The following is a 17,328-nucleotide window of genomic DNA, read 5'->3' on the forward strand; positions in this document are numbered from 1 at the left end:
ACATGTTATGTTACTGGTTATCGGGCTCTACATTCAGCATTTTCCACAACATATCTTTTAATTGTGTGATACCTTGCTGCGCAACAGATGATATAAATACGTACGGAATTGGCAATTCGTTATCTAACTCTTGCTTAAGTTCTGCCTTTAATTCTTCATCCAGCATATCGCATTTTGAAATGGCTATTAAGCGTTCTTTATCTAACATCTCAGGATTGTAACGCCGTAGCTCATCCAAGAGAATATCATACTGTTTTTTTATGTTAACAGCATCAGCAGGAATTAAAAACAGTAAAATGGAGTTTCGCTCTATATGGCGTAAAAAATAGTGCCCTAGCCCCTTACCTTCTGCTGCTCCCTCAATAATGCCCGGTATATCTGCCATTATAAATGTTTGAAAATCACGATACTCTACAATGCCTAAATTAGGTTTTAGAGTTGTAAATTCATAATCGGCTATCTTTGGTTTTGCAGATGTAATAACGGATAATAATGTGGATTTACCAGCATTTGGAAAGCCTACCAGCCCAACATCGGCCAATACTTTTAACTCCATGGTTATATGCTTTTCCTCTCCTTGTATTCCAGGTTGTGCATATCGGGGTGTTTGATTGGTTGCTGTTTTAAAATGCCAATTTCCAAGTCCGCCTTTACCACCTTCTGCAATGATTTTTTCTTCACCATGTTCGGTAATCTCAAAAACAACCTGGTTGGTTTCAGTATCACGCACTACAGTCCCTAGTGGCACCTCTATATAAGCGTCTTCACCATCGGCTCCAAAACTACGGCTTTTAGCACCGTGCTCGCCATGACTTGCCCTAACATGTTTTTTAAACTTTAAGTGCAGTAGCGTCCAAAGGTTTGAGTTTCCTTTAATAATAACGTGACCTCCTCTACCACCATCGCCACCATCGGGCCCTCCTTTAGCAACATATTTTTCGCGATGTAAATGCGCGGAGCCTTTGCCTCCATTACCAGAACTCACATACATTTTTACGTAATCAACGAAATTGCCTTCAGTCATAACCCAGTTTAAAAGTTTGTAAAGTTGAAAAGTTTATTAAACGCTTCAGGCTTTAAAACCGAAGCGCTCTATTTTCCAATAGATGCTCTATAATTTATCTATTACATTACTTAAGCGTAAGGTAATATCCTCTATACTGCCCACACCATCTACACCGTAATATTTATCTTGGTCGGAATAGTAATCTTTTAAAATAGCCGTTTTGTTATAGTATTCTGTAATTCTATTTCTAATGATGGATTCATCGGCATCATCGGCACGCCCACTGGTTTTACCTCTACCCAATAAGCGTTGTACCAAAATTTCATCATCAACTTCTAAGGCTATCATGGCATTAATTTGCGAGTCTTTGCTATCCATTAATTTATCCAATGCTTCGGCTTGTGCATTTGTTCGAGGGAATCCATCAAAAATAAATCCGTTAGCATCGGTATTTTTTTCAACTTCAGCTTCTAACATATCTATAGTTACTTGGTCTGGAACCAACGCGCCTTTATCCATATAAGATTTAGCCAACATGCCCAAAGCGGTTTCGTTCTTAATATTGTATCTAAAAACATCGCCTGTGGAAATGTGAACCAATTTATACTTTTCTTTTAAAAATTCTGCTTGTGTTCCTTTACCAGCCCCTGGAGGACCAAATAATACTAAGTTTGTCATGTATTGTGTTTCTTTTATTTGATATACTTCTGGTATGTTTCTACCTAGGCCGTCATAATCCAACCCATAGCCTACTATAAACTTGTTTGGTATTTCTATACCTATATAATGTAATTTAAAGTCTTTCTTATATGCCTCGGGTTTGTAAAAGAGGGTTGCTATTTTTAAAGATTTAACCTTTTCATTCTTAAAAATTCGGTGTACTTCTGCCAGTGTATTTCCCGTGTCTATAATATCTTCTAAAATAATAACCGTACGTCCTGTTAAGTCTTGGGTTAAACCAATAAGCCTTTGAATATCTTCGGTAGATTTAACGCCTTCATAAGACGCTAACTTTATAAATGTTACCTCGCAAGGTTTTGGATACTTTTTCACAAAATCACTTACCACCATAAAGGACCCATTCAAGATGCCTACAAATACTGGAATTTCATCTCCAACATCTTGGACTATTTCACTTACCATGCGTTCCATGGCTTGGTCTATTTCTTCTGCAGAAATAAATGGTTTAAAATATTTATCGTGTAGCTTTATCACGGTAATTAATTTAATAAAGCAGCAAAGATAATCAATAGATTAAGTAATAACCATTTTTTGAATTATGATTTAGGGACTAATTCATATTTAAGTGTATTTTTGCGTAACATTTATCAATACAATCGAATTAATTTCTTTTAAAAACTGGGTAATGAACTATTTTTCTTCAAATTTTAAACTAGGCATTCTTGGTGGTGGCCAATTGGGTAAAATGCTACTTAACGACACTAGAAAATTTGATATTTACACCTGTGTTTTAGATGCTAGCAAGGAAGCCCCTTGTAAAATAGCGAGTAATGAGTTTTATTTGGGTGATTTAATGGATTATGATGCTGTATATAATTTTGGGAAACTTGTTGATGTATTGACTATTGAAATTGAAAATGTAAATGTAGAGGCTTTAGAAGCTTTGGAAAAAGAAGGTGTTAAAGTGTATCCTGCCTCTAAAACATTGCGAACCATACAGAATAAAGCCAAACAAAAACTGTTTTATATAGACCACAATTTGCCTACAGCACCATTTTCAAGGTTTGCCTATACTTCTGAAATAGTTGAAGCCATCAATCACGGTGGATTATCATTACCCTTTGTTTGGAAATCTGCACAGTTTGGTTATGATGGCACTGGTGTAAAAATTGTAAAATCCATGACAGATTTAGAAGGCTTGCCCAATATAGAATGCATTGCTGAAAACTTAGTACCCTTTAAAAATGAATTGGCCGTTATTGTAGCCAGGAATGTATCGGGAGACACTAAAACGTTCCCAGTAGTTGAAATGGAATTTCATCCAGAGGCCAACCAAGTAGAGTATGTTATTTGCCCAGCAAGAATACCAGAAGCTGTAACTAAAAAAGCCATAGATGTAGCCATTAAAACCTCTAAAGCATTTAACCATGTTGGGCTTTTGGCTGTTGAAATGTTCCAAACACAGCAGGATGACATCTTAATAAATGAAGTGGCACCAAGACCTCACAACTCTGGACACCAAACTATTGAAGCTAGTTATACATCACAATTTGAACAACATCTTAGGGCTATTTTAGACTTGCCACTAGGTCGTACCGATAGTAAAGTTGGAGGTGTTATGGTAAATTTGGTTGGTGCTGAAGGTTATCAAGGACATGTGGTTTACCAAAATATAGAAGCCATCATGAATCTAGATGGTGTTACACCTCATATATATGGAAAAAAGGAAACCAGACCATTTAGAAAAATGGGACACGTAACCATTGTTAACGAAGATTTAAGCAAAGCAAGAAGTGTAGCAGAAGAAGTAAAAAAAACAATTAAAGTAATAAGCCGATAATTATGCAAAAAGTAGGAATTATTATGGGAAGTAAAAGCGATTTGCCTGTGATGCAAGACGCTATAGATATTCTTAAAGATTTTAATATTGACGTTGAAGTAGACATTGTTTCTGCTCATAGAACACCAGAAAAATTATTTGATTATGGTAAAAATGCCCATACCCGAGATATTGTTGTTATTATTGCTGGTGCTGGTGGGGCGGCACACTTACCAGGCATGATAGCCTCTTTATCGCCATTGCCCGTTATTGGGGTTCCAGTAAAAAGTAGCAATTCCATTGATGGTTGGGATTCTGTTTTATCTATTTTACAAATGCCAGGTGGGGTTCCTGTTGCAACAGTCGCTTTAAACGGAGCCAAAAATGCTGGTATTTTAGCAGCGCAAATTATTGGTTCTAACAATGCTGCTGTTTTGGATAAGATTATAGACTACAAAGAGAGTTTAAAACAAAAGGTTTTCGAATCTGCCAAAGACTTAAAATAAAAAACCTCGAAACATTTCGAGGTTTTCATAGCTATTAACAATAATTTATTTGAGTTAGTCACTCTTAAATTGATTAATGCAAAAGTACAAAAAATTTATTATGCATACATAATAAATTTTTATTTTAACATATTTATTACTAAAATGACAAACATCTTATTAAAAAAATTTGACACTCCATATAATACCGCTCCATTTTCACAGATTGATAATAACGACTTTCTTCCTGCAATTAAAAAAGCTATTGAAGACGCTAAAAATGAAATTGACGCCATAGTAAATAATGCCGAAGCACCAACTTTTAAAAACACTGTTGAAGCCTTAGAATTTTCTGGTGAACAATTGGATCGTATTTCTAGTATATTCTTTAACTTAAATTCTGCCGAAACCAATGATACCATTCAAAAGCTGGCCCAAGAAATATCACCTTTACTATCGGAGTTTAGTAATGACATTACATTAAACCAAGCATTATTTGAGCGCGTAAAATCAATTTACAACACCAAAGACACCTTGAATTTAACAACAGAACAACAAACCCTTCTGGACAAAAAGTACAAAAACTTTTCAAGAAACGGTGCCAATTTATCAGATGACAAAAAAGAAACTCTTAGGGATATTGATAAAAAACTGAGTCAGTTAAAACTTAAATTTGGTGAAAATGTCTTGGCCGAAACTAATAAGTTTGAAATGTTAATTACTGATGAGGCCGACCTTTCCGGTTTACCTGAAGGCACTATAGAAGCCGCTAAACAACTTGCTGAAAGCAAGGATAAAGATGGTTGGATGTTTTCTTTAGATTATCCAAGCTATGTACCCTTTATGACTTATGCTGACAATCGAGCTCTTAGAAAAAAATTGGCTTTGGCAGCAGGCAGCAAAGGGTTTCATAAAGACGCTTTAGACAACCAAGCTATTGTTTTAGAAATTGCAAACCTAAGGTTTAAGCGTGCCCAATTATTAGGGTATAAAACCCACGCTCATTTTGTATTGGAAGAGCGCATGGCCAAGACCCCCGAAGGCGTTGATAGCTTTTTAAATGAATTATTGGAAAAAGCCAAGCCTGCTGCAGAACGCGAATTTAACAACCTTCAAGATTTTGCAAAAACCTTAGATAATATAGACCATTTAGAAAAATGGGATGGCGCCTACTATTCAGAAAAACTCAAACAAAAGCTTTTTGATTTAGATGATGAAAAACTAAAGCCTTATTTTAAATTAGAGCATGTTATTAAGGGCGCTTTTACTGTAGCAAACAAACTATTTGATTTACACTTTGAAGAAATAGACACAATCGATAAATATCACGAGGATGTTTTAACCTATAAGGTAACAGACAACAAAGGTGACTTGATTTCTATTTTCTACGCAGATTTTTTCCCAAGAGCAGGAAAACGTAATGGTGCTTGGATGACATCCTATAAACCCCAATCTATAAAAGATGGTTTAGTTGAAAGACCCCATGTGTCCATTGTTTGTAACTTCACAAAACCAACAAAAAGTAAGCCTTCTTTATTGACGTTCAATGAAGTTACTACTTTGTTTCATGAATTTGGCCATGCACTGCACGGCATGCTTGCCAATACTACTTACCCCAGCCTATCGGGTACAAGTGTGTTTTGGGATTTTGTAGAATTGCCCAGTCAGGTTATGGAAAATTGGTGCTATGAAAAAGAAGCTTTAGAACTCTTTGCAACCCATTATGAAACTGGTGAAGTGATTCCTATGGATTTGGTAAATAGAATCAAGGAATCGGCTACTTTCCTTGAGGGTATGCAAACACTGCGTCAATTAAGCTTTGGGTTATTGGACTTGAGTTGGCATGGACAAGACCCTACAGGCATTAACGATGTTAAAGCACATGAAGTTGAAGCCTTTAAAAACACTAGCTTGTATCCTGAAGTTACAGATAATTGCATGAGCACGTCATTCTCGCACATATTCCAAGGTGGTTATGCTTCGGGCTATTATAGTTATAAGTGGGCCGAGGTATTAGATGCCGATGCTTTCGAATATTTTAAAGAAGTGGGTATTTTTAACAAAGAAGTGGGTACCAAATTTAAAGACAATGTACTAAGCAAAGGGGGTACCGAAGACCCTATGGTACTTTACAAACGTTTTAGAGGACAAGCACCAAAACCAGATGCTTTGTTGAAACGTGCTGGATTGATTTAGATTGGTAAAATATTCATTTTTTTATCCTATTTTTGGGAAAATAAAAGTTGCGCAATAATGTCTAACCATCAAATTAATCCAAACAACTGGATCGATTTATATTCTGATTATCTCTATAATTACACCATTTCACGTGTTAATGATAGGGAAATTGCACAAGATTTGGTTCAAGACACTTTTTTTGCGGGTTTAAAGTCTATGAAAAACTTTAAAGGGGAAGCAAGTGAGCGCACTTGGTTAATTTCTATTTTAAAACGAAAGATTATTGACCATTACCGTAAAATAAACTCAAACAAAGGAAAAGCCGAAGTACGAATAAACTATAATGATAATGAAACTGAAGGTGATTGGCTTGAAGAACGCGTAGCTGATCCTTTTGACAAAACAGCAGAAGACACTATGCAAAATAGTGAACTAGGGGATGCCATTCTAAATTGCTTGAACAAATTACCTGAAAAACAAGCCGAAGTTTTCAGAATGAAAACCATTGAAGGGTATGAAACGGAAGTCATTTGTAATGAATTGAATATTACAGCGTCTAACCTTTGGGTAATTATTCATAGAGCACGTACCGCTATGGCCGATTGCCTAAAAGAAAATTGGTTTTAATAATGAGCAATAAAATTAAATTTGTTATTCCATGTAACGAAGCAAATCATGTTTGCGATAAAACACAATACAAAGAAGCTTCTTTATTGGAAAAAGTAAAACTTAATCTTCACTTAATTTATTGTCGAGCTTGTAGAAAATATACAAAAAACAATTCCAAACTTACCAAGGCCATAAAAAATTCTAAAGTAGTAGCCTTAGATAAAAACTGTAAGGCGTCCATGAAACAAGCTTTTGAAAGAGCCCTAAAAAAACACACTAATTAAGCAAACAGAAATACTAACAAAAACCATAATATAGGTAGGCCTTCTACCCAAAGTGAACTGTAATATTTTCTTTGCCTTATTTTAGATAAAAATAGAAATAGCAACAGTACACATGCTATTGTTAAATTGATACATATCCAAGCAATACTCACATCCCTCTTAAAAAATTCCAGTACAAAAAAAACAACAAAAAGTACTGCCCCCATAGCCTTGGTTTTTTTAATCCCTATCTTTTGGGGGATGGTAGATAATCTTAAGCTATCATAACTCAAATCTCTTATTTCAAAAGGCAGCATTAAAACTATTACAAAAAGATACCGCTGTATTCCCGTTAGCACAACATCCATATCAATAACATGATGGTTATTCACCATGGGAAGCACAACCGTTACACCCATCCAAATCAAAGCTATTAAGTACACTTTTAGTCCACCAACACTCCTTAAATTATGTTGGCTATCCAAAAAGAAACGTCTGGGTAAAAAAGGAATGGCATAAAAGAAAGTAACCAACCCAAACCCAGCAATGCACAATAGGGTGGCCATACTTAATTTTAAGGCAAAATAGCACATCAACAAAAAGGAGAAAAAGGAGAATACCTGTATGGCCTTAAGCCAATTGGCTAAACTTCTATGGTGAAATTTTGCAACCCCAAAGTACTTCACAAAATTGTAACCAGTTATAGAAGCAAAAAACACAAAATATAACAACGTAGCATCATAAGGTATGTGGAATGCAATTAAAGTAATCCATGTTAAAGAGCATGCAGACAAAGCAACATGAATACTACTGTTTATATAAAAATTTAACACCTTATTACTCCCCTTCATCCTACAAAAATAATCAAAGTGTTAATAAGAGGTTCAAATGGTTAAAAACTTTCCATATTATGCAATAAAACACACAAATTATTACGTAATTTTGCGAATTATTTAATAAATCTATTTCTTAAATGAACACAAACGCTTTTGCATTGCGTCATATCGGTCCCAGAGAAGACGAACAACAACTTATGCTAAAAACCATTGGTGTAGCATCCTTAGACCAGTTAATATACGAAACAATACCCGATGATATACGATTAAAAAACGGCTTAAATTTGGACGAGCCCATGACGGAATATGAATATTTACTCCATATCCATGAGCTATCTAAAAAGAATAAAGTCTATAAAACATATATTGGCTTGGGGTACCACCCTACCATTATGCCTGCGGTTATACAACGAAACATCTTAGAAAACCCTGGATGGTATACAGCTTATACACCCTACCAGGCTGAAATTGCCCAAGGCAGGTTGGAAGCCCTATTAAACTTCCAAACTATGGTAATTGAGCTTACAGGAATGGAAATTGCCAATGCATCCCTGCTTGATGAAAGTACCGCAGCTGCAGAAGCTATGAGTTTATTGTTTGCCGTTCGCGAACGTGACCAGAAAAAAGCAAACGTTAACAAGTTTTTTGTTTCTGAAAATGTACTGCCACAAACCTTGTCACTCCTTCAAACCAGAGCAACGCCTATAGGTGTTGAGTTAGTGGTTGGCAATGAGCAGGATTTTAATTTCTCATCAGACTTCTTTGGTGCTATATTGCAGTACCCCGGAAAAGACGGCCAAATAACCGACATAAAATCATTTATAAGCAAGGCCAACAATGCCCAGATAAAAGTAGCTGTTGCAGCCGATATTTTGAGCTTAGTAAAACTTGAAGCTCCTGGTAAATTTGGAGCAGATGTAGTAGTAGGCACCACTCAACGCTTTGGTATTCCTATGGGGTACGGTGGTCCACACGCTGCCTATTTTGCTACTAAAGAAGCTTACAAGCGTGATGTACCAGGACGTATTATTGGTATTACCAAAGATGCCGATGGCAATAGAGCGCTACGTATGGCACTTCAAACACGTGAGCAGCACATTAAGCGCGACAAGGCTACATCCAATATATGTACCGCACAAGTACTATTAGCTGTTATGGCAAGTATGTATGCTGTTTATCATGGGCCCAAGGGCTTAAAGTTTATAGCCAATAAAGTCCATAACACGGCAGCAACACTAGCCGAATATTTAAAGGCATTGGGCTATACACAAATAAATACCGACTTTTTTGATACGCTTCAAATAAAAACAGATGCTAAGGCCTTAAAGAAAGTTGCCAAAAGACGAAAAGTCAATTTATTTTATCCCGACAAAAATACGGTTACCATATCTGTAAACGAAACAACATGTATTCGAGATTTAAACTATTTAATTGCTACGTTTGCTGAAGCTGCGAACAAACAAACCATTGTTATAGATGCCGTATCAGAAGGTCATAATATTTCAGAAGGTTTACAAAGACAATCGGATTTCCTAACGGCTGATGTATTTAATACCTACCATTCCGAAACCGAACTAATGCGATACATTAAAGCTTTAGAACGTAAAGATTTGGCATTAAACCATTCCATGATATCCTTAGGGTCTTGTACCATGAAGCTTAACGCCGCTTCTGAAATGCTCCCATTAAGCATCTTTAAATGGGCCAACATCCATCCGTTTGTACCAAAAAAACAAGCACAAGGTTATCTAACCATTTTAAAGGAACTAGAGGACCAACTTACCGAAATTACCGGTTTTGCAGCCACATCGTTACAGCCCAATTCTGGCGCACAAGGTGAATTTGCAGGTCTTATGGTCATAAAAGCATATCATGAATCGCGTGGTGACCACCATAGAAATATCTGTTTAATTCCTTCATCGGCACATGGTACCAATCCAGCCAGTGCTGTAATGGCAGGTATGAAAGTAATCGTAACAAAGTCTACCGCTGAGGGAAATATCGATGTAGACGACTTAAGAGAGAAAGCCATTTTACATAAAGACAACCTGTCCTGTTTAATGGTAACATACCCATCCACCCACGGGGTTTACGAATCGGCCATTAAAGAAATTACTAAAATCATCCATGATAATGGCGGACAAGTGTATATGGATGGTGCCAATATGAATGCTCAGGTAGGCTTGACCAATCCTGGTAATATTGGTGCCGATGTATGCCACTTAAACCTACATAAAACCTTTGCCATTCCTCATGGTGGTGGTGGCCCAGGTGTTGGCCCCATTTGCGTAGCCAAACAGTTGGTACCATTTTTACCAGGCAGCCCCTTAGTTAAAGTAGGTGGTGAGCAAGCTATAACAGCCATTTCAGCAGCCCCTTATGGTTCTGCATTGGCATGTTTAATTTCTTATGGCTATATTAAAATGCTAGGCGCAGAAGGTTTAACTGAATCTACCAAAATGGCCATATTAAATGCTAACTATATCAAACAACGTTTACAAGGTAGTTTTGACACTTTATACTCTGGTGAACGCGGTCGTGCTGCACATGAAATGATTGTGGACTGCCGGCCATTTAAAGTGCACGGTATTGAAGTGACTGATATTGCAAAGCGTTTAATGGACTATGGGTTTCATGCGCCAACGGTGTCTTTCCCTGTTGCTGGCACCCTTATGATTGAGCCCACTGAAAGTGAAAGTAAAGCAGAAATAGATCGCTTTTGTGATGCTATGATTTCCATTAAAAAGGAAATTGAACAAACTTCTAAGGACGATGAAGATAATATTTTGAAGAACGCACCACACACTCTGGAAATGATAACTGCCAACCAATGGCCTTATTCCTATTCTAGAGAAGCAGCAGCGTTTCCCTTAGAATACGTAAGGCATAATAAGTTCTGGCCTAGTGTAAGACGTGTTGATGATGCCTACGGAGATAGAAATTTAATTTGTTCTTGTGCACCTATTGAGGCTTATGCTGAAGCCTAAATTAGGGTGTTGAACATCGTAAAATAAAACCAAACTTAATTTGCCCTTTATTATAAAGCTAGTATATTGCTAGCATCAGCTAAAATAACATAAGGGCAATTTCTTTTTATGAATATTAAAATAACAGGAACGGGCAGTTACATACCCGATACCATAGAAAAAAACGACGCTTTTTATAATCACCTATTTCTAAATGATGATGGATCAATCATTAATCATCCAAACGAAGTTATCATTGACAAATTTAAGGCCATTACCGGTATAGATGAACGGCGTTATGCAAAGGCGCATCTAAATTCATCCGATCTAGGCTTTTTTGCTGCCGAAAAGGCCATTAGCGATGCCAACATAGATCCTGAAACGATTGATTATATTATTGTGGCCCATAATTTTGGTGATGTTAAGCACAATACTATTCAAAGTGATATGCTGCCATCTTTGGCCTCAAGAATCAAGCATAGTCTACGCATCAAGAATCCAAAATGTATAGCCTACGATATTTTATTTGGTTGCCCAGGGTGGATTGAAGGTGTTATTCAAGCCCAGGCATTTATAAAAGCGGGTATGGCAAAACGCTGTTTGGTAATTGGTACCGAAACACTCTCTAGAGTGGTAGACAAATACGATCGGGATGCCATGATTTTCTCAGATGGCGCCGGTGCTGCCATTATTGAACCTTCTGATGGCGAAAGTGGTATTTTAGCCCATGAAACAGCTAGTTATACCTACGATGAAGCTTACTATCTATTCTTTGGAAACTCAAACAACCAAGAGCTTTGTAAAGACACCCGTTATATTAAAATGGACGGTCGTAAGATTTATGAATTTGCTTTGAGCCATGTACCACAAGCCATGAAAACTTGTTTAGATAAAAGTGGCGTGGCTATACAAGATGTTAAAAAAATATTTATTCATCAAGCCAATGAAAAGATGGATGAAGCTATACTAAAACGTTTCTACAGGCTTTACAAAACAAACATCCCAGAAGGCATTATGCCCATGAGCATCCAGAAATTGGGAAACAGTTCGGTAGCTACTGTTCCAACACTTTTTGATTTGGTAAAGAACAATAAATTAGAAAACCATAGTTTAAACAAAGGAGATGTTATTATATTTGCAAGTGTTGGTGCTGGCATGCACATTAACGCTATTGTTTATAGATATTAGTAAATATTACCGCTTAAGGGTAAAATGAGATTTGTATTTCATGGTATCTTTAACCCCATCTGTATAGTTAACCAAATACCAGTAATCGTCAGACGGCATGGCTTGTCCCATATAAGTCCCATCCCATGTATTACTTACAGGGGTTAAAGTTTTAATTAATTTGCCATACCTATCATAAATGTACAACACATAATCACAATTAGAATTCGTTAACTCCAATCCCCAAGAATCATGATAGCCATCATTATTAGGCGTAAAATAGGGTCTGGTTTTAAAACAATCAACAGGATCTTCAATACATTGCAATTCAATAGAACCTAAATCACTTATACATTGCGTCGTATCTTCTTTAATAGACAAGTTAATGTAATTACCAGAAGGCAATGTATCTAAAACCACTATCCCTTCTGCATTGGATGTTCCAAAAAAACTTTGAACCACATTCTCATATTGATACATTACGGTATAACTTTCATTAGAAGACAATACGGATATCGTAATATTGCCATCATTAATCTCGCAACTTGACGGATTTGTATAGGTGATATTTGGATTTAATCCATCATAAGCCAATACCATATCTTCCAAATTTGCCAGACATCCTGTTAAGGGTTTCTCAACAACTATACTGCTATAAGTACCTGAAGGCAACCCCATCAAGACGGTAAGACCCGATACGTCTGATACTATTCCAATACTCTGAACACTCCTCTCATAACTATAACTGACATTATAATTTTCATTAGCAACTAACCCTGAAATAGTGATACTACCATCATTAGTATCACATCCGGAAGGATTATTATAATTGGCGCCTAAGGTTAAATCTGCTGACATCAAAAAAACATCGCCCAAATGACTCTGACATCCCGATGAAATTTGCTCAATTATGAGATTATTATAGTCGCCGGAATATAAACCTGCTAAAACAAACTCACCTGTGGCATCAGACGTGTAAGTAACACTAAGAGCATTACCCCCATATTCATAGCTCAACATATAATTTTCATTAGGTGACAACCCAGACACCATAATACGACCATCATCAAAACCGCAATTTGACGGATTTGATTGTGACAGGTTAGAATTTAGCGTCGGATCATTTAAAGTACCACTCCCTAAATTATTTTCACAACCAGTAGAAGTCTGCTGAATAATGATGTTACCATAGTCCCCAGAAGACAAACCATCCAAAACAACCTCCCCAGATGCATCAGATATATGTATTAGGTTGTAAAACAAGCCACCATACTCATATAAAACGTTATGGTTTTGGTTAGGCTCCAATCCTGATATAGTAATACTTCCATTATTAACTATACAACTGGTCAGGTCTTGATAGGATATGTTTGAAGTTAATACTGGAGATGTTAATGTTATGTCACCAAAGCTGCTTTGACAACCTGTCGAGATTTCATCAACGAAGATATTAGTATAAATACCTGCATACAAACCTGCTAAAAGAAGTGTTCCAGACGAATCTGAGAAGACTGAAACAGTTGATATACCCTCCTCATGTTCATAAGTTACATTATAACTTTCATTAGAAAGCAGCCCTGAAATAATAATATTCCCGTCATTATTACCACAGCTGGATGGATCTTTATGAGAAATGACAGCCGTTAAATCCAGAGAGTTTAAAACAAAATTACCAAAACCCTCATAGCAACCCGTTGTTGGCTGTTCAATTATCAAATTCGTATAAGTACCTGAAGATAATCCTGTGACTATAACTTCACCTGATGCATTAGACACTTCTGTAATTTCAATAAGAGCATCATTATATTCATAAGACACCTCGTAATTTTCATTTGCAATTAACTTCGTTACGGTAATACTTCCGTCGTTTGTATTGCAGCCTGTTGGGTCTGTATATGAAATACCTGTGTTTAGGTTTGTCGCTGTTAAAATAACATCTTCCAGATTGTCTTGACACCCGGTTAAAGCTTGTACAACCAAAATATCAGTATATGAGCCGGCATATAAATCTGGGACAACAATTTTTCCTGAGGTATCCGATATCAAGGTTGTATTTTCAAGTATACCATTATAATTATAGGTAATATTATAATTTTCATTAATTGCTAATTCCGAAATAGTAAAACTTCCATCATTGCTACCGCAACTGGAGGGATTGGTATAAGATTCTAAATTAAATACTGTTTTCCCCAAAGTTAAAATCCAAACAGCCCCTTTTCTATACCCATTTTCACTGTCGCCATAAGCACCTACAACTAATTTTATACTACCATTATTGGTGTCATTGAGTATAGATACAGAACCTCCAAATAAATCTCCATTTGATAAAGCACCGGAAAAACAATTTTCAGCATAGGTATATAAGTATTCTTCAGAAACCGTCCCATCTGTATTCAATTCAATAATAAAAAAGGTGCCTGTAGGGACTGATAATGTCGGATTAACTTGCTTCATGGCTCCAATAACAACCTCAATTTTACCATCTCCATCAACATCTAAAATACCATCTATAGATTCACCAAAAATAGCCTCTTGGGAAATCGTCGTATTCAATCCACCTATGCTATTGGATACTTTTTGATGGGATTTAACAGTTCCATCAGAATTTAGAAATAATACATAAAAACTCCCCGAATTGGTCAATTGATCATCATCTCTATAGCATCCAACAACTAAATCAACAACACCATCGCCATCCAAATCCCCTAAATTTGCAACTGAACCTCCAAAATAATCCTCAACATCCAAAGGGACACCAAAGCCTCCTTGACTACTATTTATTTTTTGATAACTATTAACCGTAAAATCACTATTCATAAATAAAATCCACAAGGCACCTTGATTTCCTCCCAACTCATTATCTCTTCTAGATCCAACAGCTAAATCATCTATTCCATCACCGTTTAAATCTCCTATATTCTCAATGTCAGTACCAAAAACAGCATCACCAATAATGTTACCTGTAAAGCCTCCGACCAAATCGCTTATTTTTGAATAGGCATTGACTGTTCCATTTGAATTTAGCGTTAGTATCCAAACAGCACCATGCCAAAAACCTCCATCTCCATCATAATCCGCACCAACCGCTATTTCAATCAGTCCGTCATTATTAATATCTCCCAAATAAGCTACAGCACCACCAAATCTATCATCATTGTCCAATACACCACTAAAATTGCCACTCGTGTCACTAATCTTAGTATGAGATATAACATTGTCATTACTGTCTAAAAAAAGAACCCAAATAGCACCTCTATTAGGTCCACCATCATCATCTGAAAAAGCTCCAACCGCAACATCATCAACACCATTTCCATCCAAGTCTCCAATATTATCAATTGAAACACCTAAATTATCTCCAATATCTAAAACACCTGTAAAACTACCATGTAAGTCATTAATTTTTTGATACTTAACGACATTGTACTGAGAAAAAACCAAATTAGTTATTAGGAAAAAAAATAGAAAGAATAAACGATGCTTCATTACGAGTTTCTAAAAACAGTATATTTACCCTTGCAATTTAAAACAATATGATTATAAAAACCATTTATAAACTGATTTACCAAAAAAAAATTAATTTAGTTTTAAGGAATATTAATTATCTATGCTATCCGTTACTACCTGAAAAAATTAAAATACCTCCCTCAGGAATCCTTAACTTAAAAACAGATTCCGGTAATATTAAAATAGCTACGAATCAAACAAGTTACTTAACACAACTATTATTTTGGAATGGTTATAAAAAATTTGAATATTCAGAAATTTTCGAAAAACTATCTAAAAATATTTCTTGTTTTTTAGACATAGGTGCCAACATTGGTTATTATTCCTTATTAGCATCAAAGGCTAATCCATCAATAAATTGCTTTGCATTTGAGCCTGCTATAGGCCCCAAACATTTTTTAAAAGAAAACATCAGAATCAATCACTTTCAAAACAATATACACGCTTTCGAACTCGCTTTAAGTAATCAAACAGGGACCATCGATTTCTATGAAGTTGAAAATCTAAAATACTCTGGACTAAAATATAATTTAGCCGGCGAAGGAAATGCCGGTACAAAAACCACATCCAGAAACTTTGTAAATAATACAGTAACCGCTACGACACTATCCAGATTTGTTGAGGAAGAAAAACTTAAAAAAATCGATCTAATTAAGATTGATACTGAAGGTACAGAAATAGACATTCTTAATTCCGGAGAAGATATTATAAAACAATTCAAACCCATAGTTATTTGTGAAACCCTTTACAATACCATTGAAACAGAACTCAATGACTTTTTTAAGACTTTAAACTATGAGTTTTACAATCATACACCTGATGGCTTAAAACGAGTTAACTCTATTAAAAGGCTAGAAGATGATGGAATAAGAAATTGTTTTTTTGTGCCTAAATCAAAAACCTATTTAATTTCAGAATTCATATATTAAATCTTGAATATCTACATCATCATACCAGCACATAATGAAGCTAGTACCATTGGGCTTACACTAGATGCTTTGGTAAACCAAACCTTGTTGCCCAAGTGCGTGGTAGTGGTAAACGATAATTCAACCGATAGCACCCAAGATATTGTAGAGGCTTACGCCGCAAAACACCCTTGGATTCGTTTGGTAAACTCCAAATCGTCCAACCAACACCTACCGGGCTCTAAAATCATCAATGCCTTTTATAAAGGCTATAAAACCCTGGATGATGCCTATGATATTATTTGTAAGTTTGATGCCGATTTGATTTTTCCCAAGCAATATTTAGAGCAGATTGCCACACATTTTAAAAACAACCCTAAGTTGGGTATGGCTGCAGGGTTTTGTTATATTGAAAAGAATGGCGATTGGGTTTTGGAAAATCTAACCCGTAAAGACCACATTCGTGGCGCCCTAAAGGCATACAGAAAAGCCTGCTTTATACAAATAGGTAAATTAAAGTCTTCTATGGGTTGGGACACTGTAGATGAACTACTGGCAAAATATTACGGTTGGCATATTTTAACCGACGGCTCTTTACATGTAAAGCATTTAAAACCAACAGGTATAAGCTATAATAAAGCCTCTAAGTATTTACAGGGCGAGGCTATGTACAAAATGCGTTATGGTTTCATCATCACCCTTATTTCAGCTTTAAAATTGGCCTACAGAAAAGGCAGTGCCAGATTATTTAAGGACTATATGGCAGGGTACTTTAAAGCAAAAAAAGAACGCATGGAATATTTAGTAACAGAAGATGAAGGCCTCTTTATTAGGAAGCTACGTTGGAAAGGCATGCTAAACAAAAAAAGGTCCTAATTAAAATTAGAACCTTTTTAACGTATA

General features: G+C 36.0%; 13 protein-coding genes. 9 read left to right on the top strand and 4 right to left on the bottom strand.

Annotation, left to right across the window (positions count from 1 at the left end):
• Positions 1-10: 10 nt before the first annotated feature.
• Positions 11-1,024 (bottom strand): GTPase ObgE, encoded by a 1,014-nt coding sequence (gene obgE / locus AC5SR4_RS02720; RefSeq protein ID WP_495358000.1) that lies wholly within the window; start codon positions 1,022-1,024, stop codon positions 11-13.
• 87 nt (positions 1,025-1,111) lie between these two features.
• Positions 1,112-2,221, bottom strand: coding sequence for an adenylate kinase (locus AC5SR4_RS02725; RefSeq protein WP_495358001.1), 1,110 nt, complete (start codon positions 2,219-2,221; stop codon positions 1,112-1,114).
• A gap of 151 nt (positions 2,222-2,372) precedes the next feature.
• Between AC5SR4_RS02725 and AC5SR4_RS02730 the strand changes: the two genes are divergently transcribed.
• From AC5SR4_RS02730 to AC5SR4_RS02750, 5 genes are all read left to right on the top strand, one after another.
• On the top strand, positions 2,373-3,527 hold the full coding sequence (locus tag AC5SR4_RS02730) for a 5-(carboxyamino)imidazole ribonucleotide synthase (protein WP_495358002.1): 1,155 nt from the start codon (positions 2,373-2,375) through the stop codon (positions 3,525-3,527).
• Positions 3,528-3,529: 2 nt separating this feature from the next.
• Entirely contained in the window at positions 3,530-4,012 is a 483-nt protein-coding gene (gene purE, locus AC5SR4_RS02735; RefSeq protein WP_495358003.1) for a 5-(carboxyamino)imidazole ribonucleotide mutase, read from the top strand.
• A 144-nt stretch (positions 4,013-4,156) separates the two neighbouring features.
• Positions 4,157-6,187 (top strand): M3 family metallopeptidase, encoded by a 2,031-nt coding sequence (locus tag AC5SR4_RS02740; RefSeq protein ID WP_495358004.1) that lies wholly within the window; start codon positions 4,157-4,159, stop codon positions 6,185-6,187.
• A gap of 57 nt (positions 6,188-6,244) precedes the next feature.
• Positions 6,245-6,796 carry a sigma-70 family RNA polymerase sigma factor gene (locus tag AC5SR4_RS02745; RefSeq protein WP_495358005.1) on the top strand — a complete coding sequence of 184 codons (552 nt, stop codon included), beginning with the start codon at positions 6,245-6,247 and terminating at the stop codon, positions 6,794-6,796.
• 2 nt (positions 6,797-6,798) lie between these two features.
• Complete coding sequence (locus tag AC5SR4_RS02750) at positions 6,799-7,062, top strand: hypothetical protein (protein ID WP_495358006.1); 264 nt, start codon at positions 6,799-6,801, stop codon at positions 7,060-7,062.
• Here the strand turns inward: AC5SR4_RS02750 and AC5SR4_RS02755 are convergent.
• Complete coding sequence (locus tag AC5SR4_RS02755; protein WP_495358007.1) at positions 7,059-7,892, bottom strand: UbiA prenyltransferase family protein; 834 nt, start codon at positions 7,890-7,892, stop codon at positions 7,059-7,061. The genes AC5SR4_RS02750 and AC5SR4_RS02755 overlap by 4 nt on opposite strands.
• 122 nt (positions 7,893-8,014) lie before the next feature.
• Here AC5SR4_RS02755 and gcvP point away from each other — a divergent pair, with 122 nt between their 5' ends.
• Both gcvP and AC5SR4_RS02765 read left to right on the top strand, forming a co-directional pair.
• Positions 8,015-10,864, top strand: a complete 2,850-nt coding sequence (gcvP, locus tag AC5SR4_RS02760) for an aminomethyl-transferring glycine dehydrogenase (RefSeq protein ID WP_495358008.1) — start codon at positions 8,015-8,017, stop codon at positions 10,862-10,864.
• Positions 10,865-10,972: 108 nt separating this feature from the next.
• A complete protein-coding gene (locus tag AC5SR4_RS02765) occupies positions 10,973-12,031 on the top strand; it encodes a 3-oxoacyl-ACP synthase III family protein (protein WP_495358009.1) in 1,059 nt (352 codons plus the stop codon).
• A gap of 6 nt (positions 12,032-12,037) precedes the next feature.
• Here the strand turns inward: AC5SR4_RS02765 and AC5SR4_RS02770 are convergent, their stop codons facing one another.
• Positions 12,038-15,496: a T9SS type B sorting domain-containing protein gene (locus AC5SR4_RS02770; RefSeq protein WP_495358010.1), complete on the bottom strand. Its 3,459-nt coding sequence runs from the start codon at positions 15,494-15,496 to the stop codon at positions 12,038-12,040.
• A gap of 47 nt (positions 15,497-15,543) precedes the next feature.
• Between AC5SR4_RS02770 and AC5SR4_RS02775 the strand changes: the two genes are divergently transcribed.
• The gene (locus AC5SR4_RS02775) at positions 15,544-16,446 is read left to right on the top strand and encodes an FkbM family methyltransferase (RefSeq protein ID WP_495358011.1); all 903 of its coding nucleotides are present in this window, start codon (positions 15,544-15,546) and stop codon (positions 16,444-16,446) included.
• Between the two features lie 3 nt (positions 16,447-16,449).
• Positions 16,450-17,301, top strand: a complete 852-nt coding sequence (locus AC5SR4_RS02780; RefSeq protein WP_495358012.1) for a glycosyltransferase family 2 protein — start codon at positions 16,450-16,452, stop codon at positions 17,299-17,301.
• The last annotated feature ends 27 nt before the right edge of the window (positions 17,302-17,328 follow it).

The sequence above is a fragment of the Aestuariibaculum scopimerae genome (genome assembly GCF_059428085.1).

Bases quoted from the DNA above. Each gene is read 5' to 3' on its own strand.
- AC5SR4_RS02750 (WP_495358006.1), top strand. From the start codon at position 6,799: ATGAGCAATAAAATTAAATTTGTTATTCCATGTAACGAAGCAAATCAT.
- obgE (WP_495358000.1), bottom strand. From the start codon at position 1,024: ATGACTGAAGGCAATTTCGTTGATTACGTAAAAATGTATGTGAGTTCT.
- AC5SR4_RS02755 (WP_495358007.1), bottom strand. From the start codon at position 7,892: ATGAAGGGGAGTAATAAGGTGTTAAATTTTTATATAAACAGTAGTATT.
- AC5SR4_RS02740 (WP_495358004.1), top strand. From the start codon at position 4,157: ATGACAAACATCTTATTAAAAAAATTTGACACTCCATATAATACCGCT.
- purE (WP_495358003.1), top strand. From the start codon at position 3,530: ATGCAAAAAGTAGGAATTATTATGGGAAGTAAAAGCGATTTGCCTGTG.
- AC5SR4_RS02730 (WP_495358002.1), top strand. From the start codon at position 2,373: ATGAACTATTTTTCTTCAAATTTTAAACTAGGCATTCTTGGTGGTGGC.
- AC5SR4_RS02775 (WP_495358011.1), top strand. From the start codon at position 15,544: ATGATTATAAAAACCATTTATAAACTGATTTACCAAAAAAAAATTAAT.
- AC5SR4_RS02765 (WP_495358009.1), top strand. From the start codon at position 10,973: ATGAATATTAAAATAACAGGAACGGGCAGTTACATACCCGATACCATA.
- AC5SR4_RS02745 (WP_495358005.1), top strand. From the start codon at position 6,245: ATGTCTAACCATCAAATTAATCCAAACAACTGGATCGATTTATATTCT.
- gcvP (WP_495358008.1), top strand. From the start codon at position 8,015: ATGAACACAAACGCTTTTGCATTGCGTCATATCGGTCCCAGAGAAGAC.
- AC5SR4_RS02770 (WP_495358010.1), bottom strand. From the start codon at position 15,496: ATGAAGCATCGTTTATTCTTTCTATTTTTTTTCCTAATAACTAATTTG.